Source organism: Paenibacillus sp. Y5S-9, assembly GCF_036894235.1.
GTDB lineage: Bacteria > Bacillota > Bacilli > Paenibacillales > Paenibacillaceae > Paenibacillus.
Genome location: NZ_CP145887.1, coordinates 1,089,731 through 1,113,292, shown reverse-complemented (window position 1 = coordinate 1,113,292; position 23,562 = coordinate 1,089,731). Strand labels below are relative to the sequence as shown.

Annotated in this window: 18 protein-coding genes; 6 read left to right on the top strand and 12 right to left on the bottom strand. The window is 47.2% G+C overall.

Annotated elements, in window-relative coordinates:
* Positions 1-273: 273 nt before the first annotated feature.
* Positions 274-855, top strand: coding sequence for a hypothetical protein (locus V6669_RS04865; protein WP_338591243.1), 582 nt, complete (start codon positions 274-276; stop codon positions 853-855).
* Positions 856-1,077: 222 nt separating this feature from the next.
* A complete protein-coding gene (locus V6669_RS04860; protein WP_338591241.1) occupies positions 1,078-2,850 on the top strand; it encodes an alpha-glycosidase in 1,773 nt (590 codons plus the stop codon).
* A gap of 437 nt (positions 2,851-3,287) precedes the next feature.
* Here the strand turns inward: V6669_RS04860 and V6669_RS04855 are convergent, their stop codons facing one another.
* Genes V6669_RS04855 through V6669_RS04845 form a run of 3 tightly spaced genes read right to left on the bottom strand, consistent with a single transcriptional unit; the run spans position 3,288 to position 7,455 of the window.
* Positions 3,288-4,667 (bottom strand): fatty acid--CoA ligase family protein, encoded by a 1,380-nt coding sequence (locus V6669_RS04855; protein ID WP_338591239.1) that lies wholly within the window; start codon positions 4,665-4,667, stop codon positions 3,288-3,290.
* The gene (locus tag V6669_RS04850) at positions 4,661-6,079 is read right to left on the bottom strand and encodes a hypothetical protein (RefSeq protein WP_338591237.1); all 1,419 of its coding nucleotides are present in this window, start codon (positions 6,077-6,079) and stop codon (positions 4,661-4,663) included. Before V6669_RS04850 ends, V6669_RS04855 begins: the two co-directional genes overlap by 7 nt.
* A complete protein-coding gene (locus V6669_RS04845) occupies positions 6,076-7,455 on the bottom strand; it encodes an alpha/beta hydrolase-fold protein (protein WP_338591235.1) in 1,380 nt (459 codons plus the stop codon). The genes V6669_RS04850 and V6669_RS04845 overlap by 4 nt, the downstream gene beginning before the upstream one ends.
* 451 nt (positions 7,456-7,906) lie before the next feature.
* On the opposite strand from V6669_RS04845, the gene V6669_RS04840 reads away from it, so the two are divergent.
* Positions 7,907-10,063, top strand: coding sequence for an alpha-amylase family glycosyl hydrolase (locus V6669_RS04840; RefSeq protein ID WP_338591233.1), 2,157 nt, complete (start codon positions 7,907-7,909; stop codon positions 10,061-10,063).
* Between the two features lie 326 nt (positions 10,064-10,389).
* Here V6669_RS04840 and V6669_RS04835 read toward each other — a convergent pair whose 3' ends face one another.
* The 5 genes from V6669_RS04835 to V6669_RS04815 form a co-directional block, all read right to left on the bottom strand.
* On the bottom strand, positions 10,390-10,842 hold the full coding sequence (locus V6669_RS04835; protein WP_338591231.1) for an MFS transporter: 453 nt from the start codon (positions 10,840-10,842) through the stop codon (positions 10,390-10,392).
* Positions 10,824-11,663 (bottom strand): MFS transporter, encoded by an 840-nt coding sequence (locus tag V6669_RS04830; protein WP_338591229.1) that lies wholly within the window; start codon positions 11,661-11,663, stop codon positions 10,824-10,826. Before V6669_RS04830 ends, V6669_RS04835 begins: the two co-directional genes overlap by 19 nt.
* Before the next feature lie 148 nt (positions 11,664-11,811).
* Positions 11,812-12,648, bottom strand: coding sequence for a sugar ABC transporter permease (locus V6669_RS04825; protein ID WP_017690474.1), 837 nt, complete (start codon positions 12,646-12,648; stop codon positions 11,812-11,814).
* Entirely contained in the window at positions 12,645-14,000 is a 1,356-nt protein-coding gene (locus V6669_RS04820) for an ABC transporter permease subunit (RefSeq protein WP_338591225.1), read from the bottom strand. Before V6669_RS04820 ends, V6669_RS04825 begins: the two co-directional genes overlap by 4 nt.
* A gap of 296 nt (positions 14,001-14,296) precedes the next feature.
* A complete protein-coding gene (locus tag V6669_RS04815) occupies positions 14,297-15,583 on the bottom strand; it encodes a maltose ABC transporter substrate-binding protein (protein WP_338591222.1) in 1,287 nt (428 codons plus the stop codon).
* Positions 15,584-16,029: 446 nt separating this feature from the next.
* On the opposite strand from V6669_RS04815, the gene V6669_RS04810 reads away from it, so the two are divergent.
* Complete coding sequence (locus V6669_RS04810; protein WP_338591219.1) at positions 16,030-17,064, top strand: LacI family DNA-binding transcriptional regulator; 1,035 nt, start codon at positions 16,030-16,032, stop codon at positions 17,062-17,064.
* A 174-nt stretch (positions 17,065-17,238) separates the two neighbouring features.
* On the opposite strand, the gene V6669_RS04805 is transcribed toward V6669_RS04810, so the two are convergent.
* Positions 17,239-17,997, bottom strand: a complete 759-nt coding sequence (locus tag V6669_RS04805; protein ID WP_338591216.1) for an SDR family oxidoreductase — start codon at positions 17,995-17,997, stop codon at positions 17,239-17,241.
* A 192-nt stretch (positions 17,998-18,189) separates the two neighbouring features.
* Between V6669_RS04805 and V6669_RS04800 the strand changes: the two genes are divergently transcribed.
* Together V6669_RS04800 and V6669_RS04795 are read left to right on the top strand one after the other, a co-directional pair.
* A complete protein-coding gene (locus V6669_RS04800) occupies positions 18,190-18,783 on the top strand; it encodes a TetR/AcrR family transcriptional regulator (protein ID WP_338591214.1) in 594 nt (197 codons plus the stop codon).
* A gap of 143 nt (positions 18,784-18,926) precedes the next feature.
* Complete coding sequence (locus V6669_RS04795) at positions 18,927-19,547, top strand: hypothetical protein (protein ID WP_338591211.1); 621 nt, start codon at positions 18,927-18,929, stop codon at positions 19,545-19,547.
* A gap of 120 nt (positions 19,548-19,667) precedes the next feature.
* Here the strand turns inward: V6669_RS04795 and V6669_RS04790 are convergent, their stop codons facing one another.
* From V6669_RS04790 to V6669_RS04780, 3 genes are read right to left on the bottom strand one after another with little or no spacing between them, the layout of a single operon-like run.
* The gene (locus V6669_RS04790) at positions 19,668-20,807 is read right to left on the bottom strand and encodes a toxic anion resistance protein (protein WP_017690481.1); all 1,140 of its coding nucleotides are present in this window, start codon (positions 20,805-20,807) and stop codon (positions 19,668-19,670) included.
* A 19-nt stretch (positions 20,808-20,826) separates the two neighbouring features.
* Positions 20,827-22,515, bottom strand: a complete 1,689-nt coding sequence (locus V6669_RS04785; protein ID WP_338591202.1) for a VWA domain-containing protein — start codon at positions 22,513-22,515, stop codon at positions 20,827-20,829.
* Positions 22,516-22,527: 12 nt separating this feature from the next.
* Positions 22,528-23,259, bottom strand: a complete 732-nt coding sequence (locus V6669_RS04780) for a hypothetical protein (protein WP_338594839.1) — start codon at positions 23,257-23,259, stop codon at positions 22,528-22,530.
* Positions 23,260-23,562: the final 303 nt, after the last annotated feature.

Below are 23,562 nucleotides of genomic sequence, written 5' to 3'. Positions count from 1 at the left end.
GATATATTAACTAAATCAATACAATATATATCGATACAATATGCCTACACATAAACCATATATGTAATTTTTTTCTCACCTGATAAATATACAAATCTCTCTTCTTACTTTTAGCTTCATCTAATACATGCCCTTTTTGCTGGTGGATACTTATTCAATCATATGCATTCAACCAAGGTATTTACTGTAAAACAATTCCTGTAATTTCTTGTCGCACTATGTTAGATTATCCATTGGAATAAAATCACATCTATAGATAGGGGATATTAACACGTGAAGAAATCATGGGTACTATCAATCATTATGAGTTTTGTCTTGCTTGGCGGGGTATTTGCACCTGCAGGGTCCTACGTCTCTGCTGCGGATGACTCAACCACTACATATTCGGAAGACGATTACTATGAAGAAGTGGACACGTCAGAACAAGAACCGATCCCTACAGTCGAAGAAGAAGATTTCCTGAGCTACCTTGATCAGTTGGATATGGCATCGGTATATGAAGAGAAAGCCTTCAATGCTTTGGGAGGTGGATTTTACATTACATCATCCAATCGCAAGTCCGTTTTCTTGAAACTGACCAACACAGCGATTCCTAACTACACCAAATATGTATCCAAGCTAAAGCTGATTAAACCTCAAACTACGGAATTGCAAAAAATCCATGCCAACCTGATCAAAGGTAGCTATACACAGCTGGAAGGATTCCAACTCGCTAAAAAAGCGGTCTCCAAAACAACGGTAAACAGCGCTATCCTGAAACAATCCAATGCCAAAATTGATGCCGGGAAGAAAAATATCGAGAAGTTTCACAAAGAATTCTCTGCATACGCTAATAAACTTGGATTTGATTTATAAAAAACAGTAATTGCAGATATGCGTCCTACATTTCGAATAAAACAATTTGAAATTTAAGGAAAAAAAGTGTTTTCTTTTGCTGTGTTAGTTCGTATAATAGCACTATAATCAAAAGGCTATGCTGCCGAAAGGTACAACCTCGTGAACAATAGAGGTTGTGCCTTTTTTGCGTTTAATGGCCACTTTTATCTGAATTTCATCATCTGACGAGGAGTGATTCACATGATTCTTGAAGCCATTTACCATCGCCCCAAACTCAATTGGTCCTATGCTTATGACCGCTCGACCATGCACCTCCGACTTCGGTCCAAACGCGGGGACCTGGATGCGGTGATTGCCATTACCGGAGACAAATATGCCTGGGATCGGACGATTACACACATTCCCATGCACATCTTTGCCCGGGATGAAATGTTCGATTATTGGGAAGCCGAGACTTCACCTCCCTATCGCAGATTACGGTATGGTTTCCAACTGATTCAGGGAGAGGAATCGGTCTGGATGACAGAGCGCGGATTCGAGCAGGCGCTGCCTGATCATCCACTTGAATTCTTTGATTTTCCATTTATGAACCCGGTCGACATTTTTGAGCCGCCTGCTTGGGTTAAGGATGCTGTGTTTTATCAGATTTTCCCTGAACGTTATGCCAATGGCGATCCATCCATCAGTCCCAAAAATCCTGAACCCTGGGGAGGGGAACCTACACCGGTGAACTTCTTCGGCGGGGATCTCCAAGGTGTGCTTGATCATCTGGATCATATAAGCCAGCTTGGCATCAATGCCATCTACTTCTGTCCGCTGTTCGAGGCCACTACGAATCACAAATACAATACAGGCGATTACATGAAAGTTGATCCTCACTTTGGAACCAATGAACAGTTCAAGGCGTTTGTGGATGCCTGTCATCAGCGCGGCATACGCGTTGTTCTGGATGCGGTATTCAATCATTCCGGCAGAGAGTTTCCTCCTTTTGTCGATGTCATGAAGAATGGAGCCGCTTCCCCCTACGCAGACTGGTTCTATATCAAAGACTGGCCGCCACGTGTGGAGGATGGTATACCAACTTATGACACCTTTGCCTTTGAACCGCTTATGCCCAAGCTGAATACGGAACACCCTGAAGTGAAGGCATATTTGCTGGAGGTAGGACGTTTCTGGATTGAGGAGATGGACATTGACGGATGGCGGCTCGATGTAGCAAATGAGGTGGATCATCAATTCTGGCGCGAATTCCGTCAGACGGTAAAAGCCATCAAGCCTGACGCCTATTTGCTTGGTGAGATCTGGCATGATTCGCTCATGTGGCTTCAGGGAGACCAGTTCGATGCCGTGATGAATTATCCGTTTACCAACTCGGTATTGGACTATACGGTGCACGGCAAGCTCGACGGCCTAGCATTTGCCAATGAGATCGGTAAACTGCTCGCAGCCTATTCACAGCCTGTAACAGAAGCGGCCTTCAATCTGCTTGGAAGTCATGATACACCCAGACTGCTGACTTTATGTGATGGAGACGAGCGCAAGATGAAACTTGCCGTTACGTTGTTGCTTACGTATCCAGGTGTGCCATGTATCTATTATGGAGACGAAGTGGGACTTGATGGAGGATATGATCCGGGTTGCCGCAAGTGTATGGAGTGGGATGAGACCAAGCAGAATCGCGAGCTTCTGGAATTCTTCACCCGTACGATTGCCCTTCGCAAACAGCACCCTGCCCTGCGCAGCACAGAACTGAAGATTGTATATGCAAAAGCCGGGGACCCTTGTCTTGCCATCGAACGATTGGATTCGCATACGGGTGAGCGTATGCTTCTTGTTCTTAATGCGGGTGATGAGCCGTGTACCCTTGAACTTCCTTTGGCAGATCGTAACGTCTGGCGAAATCTGTTTACATCAAACACCGTGGAAGCTCGGCAAAATAAACTGACCCTTGATCTGGAAGCATACGGATTCTCCCTGATGCAACTTGAGGTGAAACAACCAGCTGAGGCTTGAGGTAAATACAGCTAACAAGGGAAAATAACTTCAAAGAGGCTGTCCTCCAGGTCATATTGACGACCAAGGACAGCCTCTTCTGCATCTTGTACGTCTTGTGCATCTTATACTTCATACCCTAACGAACCCAGCACACGTTATTTGCTTTATTATACGCGGGCTAAATGTCTAACGAATCAGAGAGAGCTTATTTCGTCCAATAGGTCTATTTTCGAGACCAGAATCCGTATTTTTGAAGCAATAACGTTACTGAGATTCGTTAGGTTTTACTTTTCTTGATTATCCACTCAATACGATGTTTGAGGTTCGTTAGCGATACCGATTCAAGCAAGGTGAAACTCTTCGAGGCAGCACCTTTTCTGTTCCCTTTTGTGTTTCCAGATAGGTTAAAGTTCACTACTCTACTCTCCCGCCTGATACTCATTGATGGCAGCGACCTATTTCCCAGCCGAGGCGAAGGGTGCCGAAGTCATCGGTTTTCGTATTTTTTTCATTCTTGAACTTACGAGCGCTCCCTGTGTAATTACGATTTTCTGCGGAATCTTGTATGAAGGCAGCTTGTCCTGACAATATTCCCAGATGGATCGCCGCAGATCGGTGAGAGTACATTCTGTAGCCAGCCGGATAGTCACCTTCACCCTCTGACCCGTGATACCACTCTGTTCTCCCGAAACTACGGCCGCTTCAATACATTCCATCTCTTCCAGAACACCCTCGACCTCGGCAGGATACACTTTCCGTCCCCCTACGTTAATGATCTCGGAACGACGTCCCAGAATACGAATGTACCCCTGCTCCAGCACAGCTTCATCGCCAGTTCGCAGCCACCCATCCTCTGTAAAGGGTGATGGTGCATTCAAATATCCAATCATCGCGGTATCCGTATGAATCTGCAATTCTCCTTCCACCACCCGGTACTTGACCCCTTCGTCTTGAATGGAAAACAGCAACGAGCCTGGCTCTTTGGAGCGGGTTGGCAGAATGCCAAGTTCAGACATGCCATAGGCTTGTATCGTCCTGATCTGTGGAAATCTCCGGTTCCAGGCTGCCAGTACGGATTCAGGCATCACTTCCGATCCATATGATACAACCTCAAGACTGGACAAGTCATACCCTTCATCATTTCTGCCCAGCAGCAACAGATTCATGAATGTTGGAGAGACCGGAAGAGCCTGCACACGAAACTTCTCAATCGTTCGGCACACTTCTTCGGGAGATCGATCCGCAATGATACAAAGACAGCCCCCACTGGACAGGGATTGCAGCATTGTATTCACACCGCCGATATGATCAAACATCATAAATGGAATCGTTCGCAAGGGCCGAACCTGCCGCCGAAAACGATGTAACAGCCGATCTGCACGATGCACAGTCGCTTTACTCACTCCGGTTGATCCGGATGAAAAGAGTACTAGGCCCCCTACGCCCTCCTGTGCCAGCGAGGATAACAACACGGGAACCTCTCCAGAGGATTCACACGTTTGCCGAATGCACAACTTGCCTTCTTCAACGCCCAAACGCCATTTCACCTGTGCCAGTTGGATATATTCCTCTCGTTTGGCTTCAACCAGGTAACGATCCATGGAAAGCACAATACAGCCTTGTCCGAGCAAAGCAATCAATGCTGCCGCTGCATAGGGAGAATAGTCTTCCTCCAGCGTTACAAGTTGCCCAGCCAGCCCTTCTGCTGTAATCCACTCACTCATGATGCCAACCTGTTCCAGCAGCCAACGGTAACTGTACTCCTGTTCCCTCCAGATCAGCGCAGGTTGCTGTCCCTGCTCCGCGAATCGCTCAAGCAAGAATTGGTTCAACATCTTGCATCCTCCTCTCGGGCAGGCGTCCATTGCTGTGCGAGATATTCAACAAGTGAGCCTACAGTCTGATAGGGACTTTCCGGCATGGAGGCAGCAGCTATCTCCGACAGAGCAGCTCCCATTCCCGTCCCCCATCGATCTTCGATTCCCTGCTCTACCACTGCAAGTAATGATACGAGTTCCAGCGAATCCAGTTGCCCACTTCGTCCGTACAGTGGAGCGTTACCACCCTCACCAAGTGGAATCGATGTATTTTGGTACGCGTTTAACTCCCGACAACTATCCAATACGATACGGAGCAAATCCTCCCTGTGTTCTTGTCCAATCATCGACACAGCCTGACGTGGGAAGCAATCTGCCCGAGGTATGGACTGTCGAAGTGACTCATACCAGTGCCATTCATCCGTGACCAACATTTTAATGACACCTGTTAGCTGCACTCTCCAGTGCTCACGCTGCTTCATCCGGCTGACCTGCAGCATATTGTAGGCCTTCTCCCACCGTGCAATGATGTCGCTGAATTCTCTCGCATATTGATCAAGTGGAGAACCGAGCCATAAGGCAGACTCCTGAAGAAGATCTCGAAGAAAATACCGACTCCATCGCATATCAAACAGCAGACCGGATATTAACATTTCATTGGCTTGATCCTCTTCATTCGCCGCATGTAACGCATCTAAGAGCTGCAGAGACACCGCATGTCCAAAATGAAAATTCCGCTCTCTCTGTGTAATCGTCCGGCCTGTCAGAAATTCTTCAATCTGCGTTGTTAACGCCTGGATCAACATCTCTCGGTAACCGGCAGAGTCAAGCTTCACAGTCGCCCGAATGTCCATGGTGCCAAACGTTCGGAGTTCTTCTTTGCGCTTGGCCTGCGCAAGCTCGGGTATGCTCTGGTTCCCTTTCCAGAAGTCATGAAAGGCTGCTTGAGCAACCTTCCCCTTATACTTGGAGGGCACGGGATCGTAGACGTGAACATGCTCATCTTCCAAACCATATACGGCAATCCAATGGTCTACCAGATGCAGTCGGGAGCCTTGCTTCACGTGTTTGCGAATGTACTCAGGGTTCTGATAATCTTCACAATAAGGCAGATGATAACTGGTTCCTGTAGCCAAAAAAAGCCCACCTTCGCCGATATGCTGCCTGATCTGCGCCTTGCCCTCCTCGAAGCTGTCTAGCTGCCGCTGACCATACATCTCCCAGATCGGCTCTACATAATCCAGTTTGTGAAAATAAGGCTTCACCAGTCCGTTACCCCCGCACGAAGGAAGGCTGTACAACCGACTTGCCGCCAGCAGTGCAAGACTTGTGATAGATCCTTGTCGATGGAGCACTTCATGAATCAGAGGGAAATTGCAGGGATAATAATAGGGAATGTCCAGCACTGGAGCGAATGAAGGAATGATCATTTTGGGCCTCCTGTTCCCGTTTTGGCTGACGTACTGCCCCAGGATTGGATTAGGTAATGCACAGACATATCATCTGTCGCTCGAAATACCCGATTGGCAATAGGCTTGCCATCCACATCGGTCTCGAAACGACGGAAACCGCGAGTAAATCGGAAGGAGAACCCACTATCACGCGGGACTTGGTAACAACCCTGATATCGACCTTTACCGGAACGGACAAGCTTCATGCCCATCCCACCATATATCGTTTCCTCCGGCTCTTCCTCTGAGGTTACCTCTGCATGAATGCAGACCTCCACATGAGTGGACAATTCAGGAACAACCGTGTAGATGCGTGTAGTAGACAGTTCCCCCAAAGTTAGCGTGATGGATGCACTCCCAATACCAACAGGCACCAGCTCTCCACTCGAACGAACCTGGATGACACCCGGGTCACTTGAAGTATAATTGCCATGCAGCAGACTCTGAACCAATCCGCTCTCGTAGTGTATTTGCGCATTGATACACACGGTCATTCCACCCTGTAGTCCGATGGCATCCCTTCCAAGCAGTTTGAGCGAAGAGGGCTTACCCACGTGGCCGAACATGTATAGTAACGGGAGATGAACGCGTGCTCCCCAGTCACCTTCCTGATGACAGGCATCCTGCTGTTCCAGAAATGCCAATTCCTCATCCGATCCTACTCCGCGTTCAAGTAATTGATGAGCTACCCTTCTGACCTGGGAAGGCAGAAACAGACCTTCCGTATCTCCAATATCCATCCACATTCGAACGTCGGGTACCTCTTCTGGCAAGCGATACATGTTCTCTTCCAACAGTCCACTTTCCGATGTGTCGTCCAGCTGCACATCCACATAGAATGGCGACATCATGATCAGTTTTCCGAAAACATCCGGATTTCGCATCCCCATGTGCAATGTACAAAGCGCTGCGGCAGATGAACCCAACAGCCCGGTATTCGACTTGTCCGGCAGCGTCCGATAACGATGATCAATGATCGGCTTGAGTTCATGAATGATGAAATGCTCATAGGCGATGCCTGAGCAACCCACACTCACGGCCTCTCTCTCCGGAGCGATGAAGTGATAGAATTCGTTGTGTGTGACTGGACGGACATGCGTAATGCCGACAATAATCAGGGATTCAATCTGCCCGGAGGAAATAAGACCGTCTGCTGCCTGGTCCATATTCCATGTTTCATTGCCTGGCCCGGATGGACCAAAAGCCCGCTGCCCTGCATGAACATACAGAACTGGGTAATGCCGGGCTGTCTGCTCATGGTAACCAGGCGGGAGGTACACATAAATGTTGCGGATATTGCCCAGCCGCGATGCCTGAATGCCTTCCAAACATTCAATGACAGAATGGGTACTCAACGATCATCAACCGCCTCTCTTCTCCCGATTCGACTGCATAATACAAACAAATAACCCCGCCTCAGAAGAGACGGGGTTGTCCCAGAACACACGTAAGTGTTCCGGGATACATAGCCCTTATATTGTGAATCTGCGAATAGTTTAAATCCCCGGACATGCTTTTGTAAACATAAAATTAGAAAATAAATGCTCCCAAAAAAGTTATTGACATAAGATCCAATATTTCTTACGATAACGTTGTGATCATAACTCGAGGGCCATGCTTTTAAACCTGAGCGGTTTAGGACAACCCCGGTAACTCCCGAAGGAGATGCCGGGGTTGTTAGCGTGTCAAAAGGAGGGAAGTCTTCAATCCACTGCGTAACACTCTGTTGTATTGAAAGCGCTATTATTCAAGAGCCAGGTTGGTTGTTTATCTAAACTACTACATTCACGAGAAGGGTGGATTACTATGTTTCAAATGGCCAAACGCGTACTCCTCAGCACAACACTGACACTCAGTTTGCTTGCAGGGGGCGCACTTCCCTATCTGCCTGCTTCAGCGATCTATGCCGATGCGGATACCGCGGTTACCAACAAGCAGAACTTTAGTACAGACGTCATCTATCAGATCTTTACAGATCGCTTCCTGGACGGCAATCCTTCCAACAATCCTACCGGAGCTGCCTACGATGCCACTTGTAGTAACCTGAAGTTGTATTGCGGAGGCGACTGGCAGGGTTTGATCAACAAAATCAACGATAACTATTTTAGCGATCTGGGCGTTACGGCACTGTGGATCTCCCAACCAGTCGAAAATATCTTCGCCACAATCAACTACGGCGGCGTGATCAACACAGCGTATCATGGCTACTGGGCACGTGATTTCAAGAAGACCAATCCGTATTTCGGAACGATGACTGATTTTCAAAATCTAATTACAACCGCTCATGCCAAAGGCATCAAGATCGTCATTGACTTTGCCCCAAACCACACATCTCCTGCCATGGAGACCGATACCTCCTTTGCTGAGAATGGCAAGTTGTACGATAATGGTAATCTTGTTGGCGGATACACCAATGATACAAATGGATATTTCCATCACAACGGCGGCTCCGATTTTTCCTCCCTGGAGAATGGTATCTACAAAAACCTCTATGACCTCGCTGACCTGAATCACAACAACAATACTATTGACCAATATTTCAAAGACGCAATCAAACTATGGCTTGATATGGGCGTGGATGGCATTCGCGTTGATGCGGTGAAACATATGCCTCTCGGATGGCAAAAGAGCTGGATGTCCTCCATCTATGCACATAAACCTGTATTCACCTTTGGTGAATGGTTCCTCGGATCTGCTGCATCTGATGCGGATAACACGGAATTTGCCAATGAATCCGGGATGAGCTTGCTTGATTTCCGCTTTAATTCTGCCGTACGTAACGTCTTCCGGGATAACACATCCAACATGTATGCCCTCGATTCGATGATTACAGGCACAGCGGCAGATTACAATCAGGTGAATGATCAAGTTACGTTCATCGACAACCATGATATGGATCGGTTCAAAACAAGTGCCGTGAACAACCGTCGTCTTGAACAGGCGCTGGCCTTCACGCTGACTTCACGCGGCGTACCTGCTATCTATTATGGTACCGAGCAGTATCTGACAGGTAACGGGGACCCTGATAACCGGGCCAAAATGCCTTCCTTCTCCAAAACAACGACGGCCTTCAATGTGATCAGCAAGCTGGCCCCTCTTCGCAAATCCAATCCGGCGATTGCCTACGGCTCCACTCAACAACGCTGGATCAATAATGATGTGTACGTCTATGAGCGCAAATTTGGCAAAAGTGTAGCTGTTGTTGCGGTGAACCGTAATCTCTCCACACCAGCAAGCATTGCAAATCTAAGCACTTCACTGCCAACTGGCAACTACACCGATGTACTGGGCGGCGCACTGAACGGTAATAACATCACTTCCACCAATGGCAACATCTCTTCATTCACACTGGCAGCCGGAGCAACCGCGGTCTGGCAGTATACAACAAGCGAAACAACACCTACGATCGGACATGTAGGTCCGGTCATGGGCAAACCGGGTAATGTCGTTACCATTAGCGGACGTGGATTCGGTGCCACCAAAGGCACAGTATACTTCGGTACAACAGCCGTTACCGGTGCTGCGATCACATCCTGGGAAGATACACAGATCAAAGTGACGATCCCAGCAGTTGCAGCAGGCAATTATGCTGTAAAAGTAGCTGCGAATGGCGTCAACAGCAATGCGTATAACAACTTCACCATCCTTACGGGTGATCAGGTCACTGTACGATTCGTCATTAACAATGCTTCCACCACACTGGGTCAGAACATCTATCTGACAGGTAATGTGGCAGAACTCGGCAACTGGAGTACGGGCACAACAGCTATTGGCCCTGCTTTCAATCAAGTTATCCATGCCTACCCAACTTGGTACTATGATGTGAGCGTGCCAGCCGGGAAACAACTGGAGTTCAAATTCTTCAAGAAGAATGGTGCAACCATTACGTGGGAAGGTGGTTCCAACCACACGTTCACCACACCAACCAGCGGTACTGCGACTGTAAATGTAAACTGGCAATAAGATAATCCGTCTATAAGCTAACCCGGAGTTACGCTAACGAGCGTATGCTCCGGGTTTTGCTATTGGATTATGCTATATAAATTGAACAAATGACTCTACACTTGACCACTACACGGTCAGATCCATCTCCCATCGCTGTTACCCCCAGTTGTTTTAATTCCCTTCTATACAGGGAAAATCTGGAGCTAGCGTATACTTCCAATGTAGCTTTCTTTCAGAAATCTTTTAGGAGAACGCTTCTCTTCTCCAGATTGCTTCTGCCCGCTCCGTTATCGTGTAAATGTTTATAGTTCAACTGACATAGATTGGATCTATATCTCACTTTTCTAGTGATAGCTTCGGATCGACTTCAATGTTGTAGCGGCCAGAATACCTGTTGCCAGCAGCAATATGCCCACACCTTGCAGAACAGAAGCTGCCCCCCACTGATCTGCCAATACGGAGACAACCGTCAATCCCAGAATAGGCGCTGTACTGGTGATTGTTCCAACTACACCATAGACCCTTCCTTGAAGCTCGTCCGGAACGGCTGTCCTCAGCATAATCTGAGTGAGCATCGTACAGCAGGCAAACATCGCACCTCCGCCCACGATTAACGGCAGTGCCATGATTGACGAGGATACGTTCGATAAAAAAATATATATCGGTCCCAACACAATCAGACCGATAAATACCCATCTCCCTCTTCGCTTCAATCGTTTTCCCGAAGCAATCAGCATTGCAGAGCCAATCATATATCCAAGTGGAATACAGGTTTCAATTAATCCAAACTGTCCCATACCTTGACCGCCATCACTTGGACCAGCATCATGGCTGACATGAAAAACAAAATCAGCACCGGATTGAGCAATACGATGGATCGGATCAAAGGATTCCGATAGATGTAGCCAAACGAACTGCGCCACTCCTGAGCAAACGTGGTCTGCTGATTAATGGATCGCTGTACCTCAGGAAAGCGGCCTGCCACCAGCACACAGACTGCGGACAACAGGAAAGTTGCCCCTGTAATTAATATGGCGACAAATCCTCCAAATGCAGCAACAGCTACTCCCGCCGCGGCTAGTCCGCTGATTCGGGCAAGATTATCCACCATATGAATGGTTCCGGTTGCTTGTTGAATATGCTCCCTGCCTACCATACTTGCTACAGAGGCGTGGAATGCAGGTGCCTGAAACAAACTTGAAAACATGGACAGTGAGAGCAACAACAGCACCACCGGGAACGGCGCATGCCAACCGAATAAGCTAATCGCAATCAGCACAGCCATCACACCGCGAAATACATCAGACGCCAACATCAGCTTCCTGCGATCCAATCGATCTGCGACCGTACCTGCCACCGATCCAAATAAAAAACTGACGGCCATATTGCAGATCTGTACGGCCGCCATGCTCTTCGCACTGCCTGTGGTCTGTAACACCCACAGACTGATCGCAATCCCATTGAAGCAATCCCCGAAGACCGAGATGCCGTAGCCGTACAAAACCCTTCGAAAGGTAACATTACGCCAAAGTGTTGGCGGAGCTATAGTATTATGCAATGCAGCTTGTCCATCTTGGTATCCCATAATCTCATGCTCACTGGATGGGTTCATGCCCATACATCACGTTCCTCCCTAATCATGATTCGAGCCCATACAGAACCAGGCACTTCCGCAGCTCTGTCAGTCGACAAAGACATGACATCACGGAAGTGCCTGGTTGGAGTGCCGCAGGTATCGCGGCTGACTATGCTGTTATGGCACGGTATTACCCTTTGGAAGCTCCTGCTGTCAGACCCTGAACAAGGAATCTCTGCAGGAAAACAAACAGCAGGGTAATTGGGATAGCAATCAGTACCGCCCCCGCAGCAAACATCGTAAAGTTACTGTCCTGATACCGGTTGACCAGATCCCACATGCCCACCGCAAGCGTCCAGTTCTCTTTCGTCCGCAGCACCAGCCGGGCGAAGATAAAATCCATCCACGCACCGGTGAAACTGGTTAGTGCCACATAAGTCAGCATCGGCTTGGATAAAGGCAGGATGATGCTGGTGAATACCCGCAGGTGACTCGCACCATCCATACGGGCCGCTTCATCCAGACTGCGGGGAATCGTATCAAAGAAACCTTTGACGATAAATCCACCTAGTACCGCCCCTGAAGAATAAACCAGAATAAGCGCAGCGTGGGTGTCGAGCAATTTAATTTGCAGCAAAATGATATAGATTGCAATCATGCTCATGAAGCTTGGGAACATGCCGAGGATCAGCATGGTGGAGAGAATCGTTTTACGTCCACGGAAGCGGAAGCGGGACAAGGCATACATCCCAAGCGTCACCATCAATGTGGAGAAGATCATCGTGAAAAAGGCAATTTTCAGCGTATTCATATACCATCTGCCGTACATAAAGGACGGGTTATTGAACAGCTCGCCGTAATGGGTTAGCGTGAAAGCTTCCGGCCACAACCGTTCACTGAACAATGCCGCGCCGGGTCTCAAGGAAGAGAGAAAGATCCAGAGTACCGGGTAGATGGAGACAACGGCGATGATCAGCAATAGCACATAACTCAGGGCCAAACGCAGCGGATTATTACGTGTCTTCATTGAATCATGTCCTCCTCCTTGAATGATTTGGAGCGGCGGAAGTTCCAGATAGAGAATGAAGCGATTATAAGGAAGATGATGATCCCTACCGCTGAAGCCATGTTGAACTTATTATTGTCGAGTGTGAGCTTGTAGAGCCATGTCACCAGCAGGTCCGTTGCCCCTGCGTACTGGTAGTCTCCCCGCAGTGGATTTCCGTTGGTCAGCAGGAAGATGACATTGAAGTTGTTGAAGTTTCCGGCGAACTGCATGATGAGTACCGGAGTTGTGGCAAAAAGAATGAACGGCATCGTAATGATCCTGAACTTCTGAAACGCAGATGCTCCGTCCACTTCGGCAGCCTCATAGAGGTCACGAGGGATGGCTGTCAATACACCTAGAATCAGCACCATACTGACCGGAATACCGATCCACATGTTGACAACAATGACGGTAACCTTAGCCCAGAACGGATCTGTCAGCCAGGGTAATCCCTCCAGCCCAAATGCTCTCATGTACGTATTGATCGGACCAAACTGACCATTGAACAAATTACGCATGAGTAACAAGGAGATAATCTGCGGGATAGCATAAGGCAGAATAAAGATCGTCCGCCACAGCTTTTTGAAGCGTATGCCCCGCTGTTCAATCAACAGTGCTACAAGTACGCCACCAAAATAGGTGGTGACTGTAGCCAGGATGGCCCAGATGACCGTCCAAGTGAGCACGCCGTAGAATGTCTGGCTCCAGGATTTCAGCTGAATCAGATCACTGAACGTCTTGAAGCCCACCCAGTCCACGAGTTTGGCTGGCGGAATATGATCCGGGGCCGAATAGTTGGTAAATGCAATCGTGATCGTAAACAGGATGGGCATAACGGTGAAGAAAAGAATACCCAGTGCCGGGATGGACAGGAACAGATACGGAAAGTTTTTGTCCATCATGTTCCGAAGCGTTGCCGCTGCGCCCAGGGTTTGCTTGCCTCCTTCCCGGGCGAGTCCCGTGACGTACGCATCCCGGATATTCAGGATATAGATCAGAATAAACACAAAAAACACCAGCAGTACGATAATGCCATCAAGCAGCAAAAAGATGGAATGGTCTCCCCTTTGAAGTACGGTAGAACCATTCACTTTGACAAAACGCTGTGTATTTTCCCCCAGTGTCCATATGCCCCATACGGCCTGTGACAGCCGAGGAAGCAGGTACGCAAGCCCTGCTCCCTCCAGTAACAGTAGACAAATCCCCTTAATCCACTGTCGATTGTACAGCTGTCCAAGACCTTGCAGTATGATGGAACATATAGCCGCTGTCATCCGGTGCTGCCTTTCCCTATTCGGTCCAACGGGCACCGGGACATGCTGCTGTTGCATTCGCTCTCTCCTCCCCGCCTATTGCTAACCTGCATACATTGAACAAAAGTGTACTTACACTGACCACTCCGATGACAGAATAAGCTTCCGATCGCTGTTATCCCCAGATTTTTTTCGATCCCTTTTCCAAAGGGGAAAATCCGGTGATAAAGGCGAGCGTATGCTTCCGAAGTAGCTTTCTTTCAGAAAGCTTTTAGTTTCACTTCTTCAGCTTCCTTCTGTCCTCTCCGTTTTGTGTAAATATGAAGTTCAATTTATGCAGCTCTTATGCATATCTTCGCATTCGTCGTTCGTCCTCATTGGACGGTAGCAAGGCTTTCCTGGATCTGTTTCACGGCATTGTCCAGTGATGCCTTCACGTCCTTATCGGTATCCCATATATCCGTAATGGCCGATGTGATTGGTCCCCATACGCTGTCCATGGCAGGAAGCGAAGGCATTGGCGTAGAGTTGTTGAACTGTTCAAGAAAGGCCTTATTGATCGGGTCCTCCTGCAACTTCGGATCAGCAGCTACGTTTTTGTTCGCAGGAAGTGTACCGTTTAGTTCAAAGTTCTCCATCTGGGCCTCTTCATTGGAAAGGAACGCTGCCAAGAGCTTCGACGCATTCGGATATTGCGTAAATGCATTCACATAATAGGCTTTAACACCTGAGAAGGAGGTCATCGGTTTGCCATCGATTGCCGGAAGCGGAGCAACGCCAAAATCAATACCTGCATTGCGATAATCGGCAATGGTCCACGGACCGTTAATGTCCATAGCCAGTTTGCCGCTGGAGAATAATCCTTTTTTGATATCATAGTTCACGTCACCCATCTTAAGCGGCAGCACCTCCGACTTTAGCGTCTGCAAGAACTGTCCACCCTTCTGGGCTCCTTCGTTATTCAGACCAAGATCCGTGCTATCCATCCCGTTGTCTCCAAAAATATAACCGCCCTGTGAAGCCAGGAATGCATAGTTATAGTAAAATTGCTGCAATTCCCACATCAGCGCATACTGATTGGACTTCACATTATTGAACGTCTTGGCAAAACTGATAATCTCATCAAAGTTTTTCGGAGCTTCTGGATAGAGTGCTTTGTTATAGAAAAGGGCGTAGGTCTCCACGCTGTACGGATAGCCGTACAGGATATCCTTGAACGTCACTGCCTTCAGCGCGTTGTCGCTGGTGTTCTCTACGGTCTCTGCTTCGAATATGTCATTGGGCAGAATAAGTCCCGCTTCTGAAGCGCTACCAATCTTATCATGCGGGAAAACAACCACATCTGCCGCCAGACCCGCTGGGCCATCCGTCGTCAGCTTGGTTACCTGATCGGTTGGAGGTAATTCCTCCATTTTGACCGTTACCCCATACTTCTCTTCGAATTTTTTGGCTCTTTGCTCAATAAAACTGCTTTGATTTTTGTCCTCCCAGATCACCAGGGTCGCCCCTTCTTCCGGTTGAAGGTTCTCGGCTGTCAGCTCTACAACTTCCTCCGGATTCTCACCTGCCGTAGTTGGAGATGGACTTCCACCCCCAGCCCCGCACGCAGCCAGTGTAAAAGCCATCATGACGGACAATGTTGCCCCTTGCCATTTTCTCATGTAAAATGTCCCCTTCCCTCTGCTTGGTCCAACAAAGTTCGCGCTTTTCACCCTTTTGTCTGCGTAAGTTGTCAGGTTTTGCATCCCATGTTCACTTTTGTACAAACGTTTGCTCAAATGGAAGACAAGATGACCTATTCGTTCGATATGTAGGGGTAAACAAGTCAAGAAGTATGTAAATCCACTGATGTAAGCGCTACAATAACAATCACATCATACAATAACGATCTTTATTTGCACAAACGTTTGCACAAGCCATATTTGCTCAATTTCAACCAATTTCCTTCTTCTACCTACAGTAATTTCCTGTTTCCTTGTTCTGACTCTTTCTTCCTTAATTTCACTTCACGTGCATCCCTTACTCGGCAGTTAGCAATTGATTTCTCGTATCCTTTGGATTACCATAGGAGAATATTTATACGATTGTTCAGAAGGGATTTTTTCACATGATTACGATCAAGGATATTGCCAAATTGGCGGGTGTTTCCCCTTCTACAGTGTCACGGGTGATTTCCAACCATCCCAGAATCAGCACCAAGACATCTCTCAAAGTGAAGCAAATCATGAAAGAATTGAACTACCATCCCAACATCATCGCGAAGAGCCTGGTTTCCAAAACAACACATACCCTTGGGATTATGCTTCCGCGTCCTGCAGAAGAGTTGTTTCAGAATTACTTTTTCGGGGAACTGCTGCGAGGTATTATTACACATGCCACCCGTATGAATTATGAATTGCTGCTAACAACCGAAACATCATCTGACAATGAACTGCATGCGATATCACGCCTTGTGCATGGCCGTAGAGTGGATGGTATTCTGCTGCTTGGGTCCAAACGAGACGATCCCATCATTTCATTTTTGGAAGCGGAAAAGTTTCCTTTTGTGTTAATCGGTCGCAGTGAAGCTCATCCAGATGCCCCCATGGTGGATAACGATAATGTGCAGACTGCTTATGATGCTACTCATCATCTAATCGCTCAGGGACATACGCGAATCGGATTTGTCAGCGGTCCTCCGGACATTACGTTATCGCATGATCGTATGTTAGGATACCAAAAAGCGCTTGCCCAAGCCGGGCTGGATGCGGATAGTGATTGGATTGTGGAAGGCGAATTTCTGCAGGAAAGTGGATTCAGAGCGATGTCGCTGTTCATGTCCTTGCCGGACAGACCCACCGCAATTGTTGTCATTGATGACAATGTGGCCTTTGGGGTATTGAGAGCTCTTGCTGAGCTTCATTATCTGGTGCCTGAAGATATCAGTGTGGTCAGTTTTAACAATATTGCATTATCGGAACTGGCTTCTCCCCCCCTAAGCTCTATCGACATCGGGACTTATCAGCTTGGTTATACAGCCGTTCAGGTATTGTTAAAAATTCTTAGTGGGGAACCACAGCTTCATAATCCGGTCATTATCCCCCATCGTCTGATCGTGCGTGAATCCTCACTCTTTTCCAAGCCAAAGCCACCCTTAGATTGATTCATTTCGGGTATCCATGTAATAATGCAAACGTTTGTCCTATACGGAATATGATGCTGATATCCACCGTACGTAGGTGCATAGGTGCAAAAAAAAAGAAGCCGCATATACTTATGCGGCTTCCTTAATTCACACAATATTTCCGTACGCCATGCTCGACTGCACATGAGTGGATTAGTAAGAGCTCCAGCCAGCATCTGCTGTAACGACAGTTCCGTTCACGAAGCTGGACTCGTCAGATCCGAGGAACAGGGCCACTTTGGCGATCTCTTCGCTCGTCCCGATGCGTGGGTTGATTGCCATGCCCAGCTGTTGCCGACCTGCACCGTATGGGCTAATACCAGCCATAGATGCGCTGATGTTGGTTGCTACGGCTCCTGGAGCGATCGCATTACAGCGAATGCCTTGCTCAGCATACATGTATCCTGTATTTTTGGTGAATCCTACGACCGCATGTTTGGAAGCTGTATAGGCTGCGCCTGCACGTCCACCATGCAATCCACCCGCTGAAGCAATGTTCACGATAACACCTTTTTGTTTTTCCAGGAAGATTGGCAATACTTTACGCGTTGTCCGCATCACACTGGTTGTGTTCACAGCAAACAATCTCTCCCACTTCTCATCCGTTACATCTGCTGCCGGCTCCATGCCATCCATAATTCCCGCATTGTTAACCAGAATATCTACTGTACCGTATGTGCTCACCGTCGTATCGATCAGATTTTGCACATCTTCTTCTTTGGCTACATTGGCCAGAACGACAGTCGCTTCTCCACCCTGCGCCTTAATATCATTCACTACCGCTTGTGCGGATTCTTCGTTAATATCCGATACGACGACTTTCGCGCCTTCTTGAGCATACAACGTGGCAATTGCTTTCCCCATACCTGAACCAGCACCTGTAACAACTGCAACTTTATCTTGAAGTTTCATTCCATGTATCCTCCTTTGTGTATTCGTTTACAATAAGTTAACAAACAATTGTTCATTAACTCCTCTCCTTAGTATAATAAGTCATAGCGTTTCACTTCAATCAGTAAAAGCTTGTCCAGTTGTACGTTAAACAACACTACTAAGCCCGAATGTACTTTAATTGATAAAGTGAACTCGTGAGGAGGAAAATAGATGTCTGAAACTCTGAATTCAATGGACCGAAGAATTAAAAAATCAAAAGCTGCACTGAAGGATGCACTCATCCATTTGATGCAAAGACATCCCTTTAAAGAAATATCGATTACGGATATTGTGCAGCGAGCCGACCTGAATCGGGGAACTTTCTACAGACATTATCAGTACAAAGAAGACCTGTTCAACGAGATTATCGATGATGTGATTCAGGATCTGGTAACTTCTTTCCGCAAACCTTATCAGGATGAGGAAGAGTTCGAAGTCAATCTGATGCCCTCTTCGGCGATCACTATATTTGAGCATGTGCACCAACACGCACAATTCTACACACTGGTTGTCAAATCTGAGGCTTCCTCCAACTTTCAGCGCATGATCTGTGATGTTCTTCGGGATCTGGCCTTACAGGATCTGAACCATATCTTCCCTCCGCACATCAACCATGAAATATTGGCAAGTTATCAATCTCATGCGATATTTGGCATGATCATGGAGTGGATCAGACAAGATTTCAAGCACAACCCCGCCTACATGGCCGAAGAGTTGTTCAAGATCATTCATTACAAACCGGATAATGTCGTGTTGAAAAACTGAAATTTTGAATCATCTTACTCCCCTTTAGTAGGGTGATTGAGATTAATTTTAAGAACACTTCCCACCAAAATTATGTAAATACATTCCTGTAATTTCTGGTAATGATGTGTTAGGTTATCCAATGGAATACAAACAAAAGGAGGATGACATTACATTTGAAGAAGTCGTGGATTATATCATTAATTACCAGTTTTGTTTTGCTTGGCGGGGTGCTTCTCTCTCCAGCCATTTCTGCTGATGCAGCCAAAGTAGCAACCTCTACATATTCAGATCAGAGTTATAGTGAAGATGATTATTTGCACGAAGAACTTATGGACGAGTTAGAATTAGATGAGGCAGAACTTACCGCAGACCAGCAGGAGCTTGTCGATTATGTTAATCAGATACTAGCTCTGAAAACTTATTTAGCCAAAGCTTCTACCGCTATGGAAAGCATCGGCTCCCAAGCAAATTCACCGAATCGTAAGTCCATATATCTTAAACTTACAAATACGATAATCCCCAATTATACGAAATTGGTATCCAAACTGAAACAGATTAAGCCTGCCAATCCGAAACTCAAGAAAATTCATGCCACATTTGTCAAAGGAAACTACAATCAGCTCGAAGGGCTCTTGTTGTACAAGCAGGCAGTATCCAAGACCAAAGTGAATCAAAGGATACTGAAACAGGCTAATGCCAAAATAAAAACCGCTATCGATCTCATGGAGCAATCCGAGCAGCAGCTACGCGCTTATGCAAACAGTTTGGGTTACGATTTTTAGTATCTATCTTCATAAAAAGCCCAAAAAGCGACCATTCCCATGCTTAATGAGGAATGGTCGCTTTTCTAATTATGAATTATGATAACAATCTAATACGTAGCATTTGTTGCACTCTCCTGATCACAGCCCCAGCTTCTGCCCTTTCTCCAACCGCTGAATCTGTTGCTCTCCGGTATCGGCAAGTTCCCGGAACTGGTTAATTGTCTCGCGCATTCTTGGGAGGGCTTCCTGCTTATAAAGACTGATCGAATCGAGCGCTGACAGCACATCGGTGAACGCCTGCTTCATCGTATCCACGGAGATGCTGGCCTCATATGCCTGCTTCTGGATGGCAATCCCCTGATCCTTGAGCATCTTGGATGTTCCGGCGATCAGATCATTGGTCGTCTGGTTCAGCAATTCAATTTTCTGCAACACAATCTTCTGATTATACAAAGCACTCGCTACCGTAACGGCTATTTTCAATGCCGAGATCGTTACATTCTTCGCCCGGTCTACGCCTCGGATCAGTTCCTTATTATTGCGGATGACTACTTCAATCGCCATGATACCCTGCTGGTTCACGACCAACATCTGCTGCAGATCCATCACCCGTTGACGGAGTGGGAACAACACTTCTTCCGTAATAAAGCGGACTTTCTCGGGGTCCTCATTGCGAACCTTGGCCGCTTCAATCTGCGCATCGATGGACTCATCCATGAGTACGCCAAGCTGGATTTCCTTTTGTAATCGTTTGGTGAGTTCCCGCAAGTTCTGCTGTTCAATCTCCAGCGTTGTATTATCGTTACGCAGGGTGGATCTGCCTTTATCCAAAGAGGTTACGATGTCAGCAATGACCGCGTCAGCCTTCTGATATTTCAGGAAATAGGCGCGAAGCGGATTGAACAATTTCCCGAGGAAACCGGTCTTCGCAAAGTCGACCACGCTTGGGTCGAGATCCTTCAATTGCATATGCAGCTCGGTCAAGCCTTTGGCGACCTGACCGCCCTCGTCTCCCGTCTTGGACAGATGTCCAACGGAGACCTGAAGCAAGGCGTTTTTCTCAGAAGAGGATCTCATCGTGTTCATGCCAAAGCCATCAATGGATTGCAGAATCTCTTTGCGCTTCTCCAGGGACTCGAGATCCAGTGTCATGATCATCTCTACGTTGGCATTTGCCACTTGTTGAAGCTCCGCGACCTCGGCGGGCACGGGTTTCACTTCTTCTTCGATCACCTTCTGAATTTCCTTCTGGCTCGGTATTTCCATTGAAAATGACATCTACAGTTCCCCCTTTAGATTACATCTGTACGTTAAACAGGTTACCAATCTTGTACACGACATCGTCGGTATCGGCATTGATGCTTGCTGCTTCGTTAATACTGGAGATGCTCTCCAAAGCCTTGATGTCCGCGTTGTATCCAATCGTATAGATTGGCACTTTGTACGTTTCGACCAGATCACGAATATCCTTCAGGGTATGACCTTCGTTGGTCTCGCCATCACTCAGGACAAAGATCAGCGGCTTCACGTTCGGATTAGCAGCCATATAATCTTCCAGCATCTTCATTGCCACCACGATTCCATCAAAGGTCGCCGTACCGCCGCCAGCTTGCAGACTATCAACTGTACCGACAAACATGGACTGCTGGTTCGTATCATACTTGGCAATCGGCAGATTCACCGTTACCCCGCTAGAGTAAGAAACCAGGCCAATACTATTGTCTGTGCCCAGGTACTTCTGACCTTTGCGCAAGGACTCCTTCAGTCGGTTAAGTGGTTCGCCGTCCATGCTTCCGGATACGTCTGTCACGAACACGGCGGCAATAGGTTTACTGCCATTCTTCTTCTCTTTCCAGACTTTCTGCGCGGACAGCAACGTGCCTCCATCCACAGTGGCCAGTTCGGATTTGTAATCCTGCAACCCGTTGAAACCAAACTCTTCTGCTGATTGTTGGTACTTTGCTTGGGTTACGAATTCCGCAAACTTTTGGATGATTTCCTGTTTGTTCTGCGGCAATTGTCCCAATGCATACAACGGACTGTCATGTCTCACGCCAAATGGTGTAAAGACGTACCCGCTCTTCAGATCAGCGGTATTCACATACGTCTGATATTCGAGTACAAAGGCATCCAGTCTGCCAGACTTGGCAGCTTCCCGCATCTGAATCGTTGTTGAAGCGGTAAACGGCACATTCGTCTGGAATTTCTCGAATCCCTCAATAGCCTTCTCGCCAAGCGGATTGGCGCTGTCATACGTATTCAGGGCGGTCACCAGGAAATTGAGTCCTGTGGAGCTGGCAAATGGATCGGTATATCCCATCGCAAGTTCATTATTGGCAATCGCTTCGGTTACGGTTTTTACATTAACAGAGCCGTACGTATCAACCAGTGCATCATATTTGGCTTTGGAGATGACAATACCAGGAACATTCCCGACCAGTCGCTCGGATACCATCTCTGTCTTCACTCCACTGGCCTCAACCATCTCGCCCCATAGTTCATTGGAAGGTGTGAATGCATCCGGCATATACTTACCAGACTTGATATAATCGGTGGCCGTACCGGAGGCAATGTTGCGGATTTTGACCGATACATGTTGGCCTCCAACGGTAATGTTTGCTTTGTTGAACTCCTCGCCCACCTCGGTTAACCAGCCGTCTACCCCACTGCCCGACTTCTCTGTGGAAGAGAAGATTTCGACGTAATCATTTGTTGTATTCTCTACAGCGATTGGAAATTTCGAGATATCCGGCAGTGATTCCGCCACGTCAACGGGATCGAGATCAATCTGTCCTTTAACCGGTTCCGCCGTCGCCGGCGCAATGTCCGCGTACAGTTTTCCCAGTTCCTTACCTGCATTCTCTGTGCTCACCTGTGTGGTTGACTTGCCAAAGTTCGACGTCAGTGTAATCCCTGCATAGACCAGACCAAATACGAGCACCAGCATTACAATCGATATGAAAAAAAATTTACCTTTCTTCGCCATACGAGCAACCCCTCACTGTCTGTATAATTTGGTGTGCTTGATTAACTGATCAATCTCCTGCATACAAGGCATCTGTTCAATATCTCCGGCTTCGAAGCTGTCGAGGCGTGAGATCTCCAGTAACAACTGATCCAGCTTGAGCAGAATTTCCTCATTGGTGTGTAGTGCATTCTTCACATAAGACAGATAATCGTTGTATACCTTGGTTTTTTCCTGAAAAAGCTTCTGGGGAATGCTTTCGGATTTGGATTTCATCATGTTGGCATAGTCAGCTTCATCAAATACATTCAATCGGTTCAGCACACTGCGGATGTTCAGGTACAACAGCTTCTCCACTTCCATTGTGACCGAAGCAAATTTCTTGTAGCTCAGTTCCCCGGGATCGAACCGTTGATGAAGCACATTCAGGAGGGTTTCTTTTTTCTTTTTCATTCGACTAAGTTGGGACAGCCCCAGCGTAATATCTTCTTCGAGGACTTTGATGCGTCTATAAAAAGATAAGGCTTCCACATAATCTTCATGCGTTTCAATATGCTTCACGGGCAGGACTACCGGCTGTCTGAAAAGCAAGGTGTAACTCCCATACAAGAGTGCCATTGCACTGCCGAACAACAGGGTAACGGATAACGCAGTTGTGAATGCACCCTCCCCGAAATTCAGTCCGATAAAGCCGGGTGAGAATGCGAGAACATTCACAGCCACAATACCGAGGATTAATCCCAACAATTTTATGTACTTGATCATGTTCAATCATCCAACCTCCTTTCATGTTATATATTGGTGCTTCATGTCGCAATTTTCCTATTCAACTTATTCTTATTGTACATGATGTTAACGCTCTCAGGTGGATATGATTGGATATTTGGATACTCATAATATACGTGGTTTGGGCTTATCCCATTTCATATTTTCAGGGACAACGTGGAACTTGGCAGGAAATTTTGTGGTCAATCCATAAAAAGTGAGTTTTACTAGACAGCAGATTGTGGAGAAGAAATGTTATCAGGTAATACGTGGAAAATAGCTATGCGTGTCATTTCTTATATA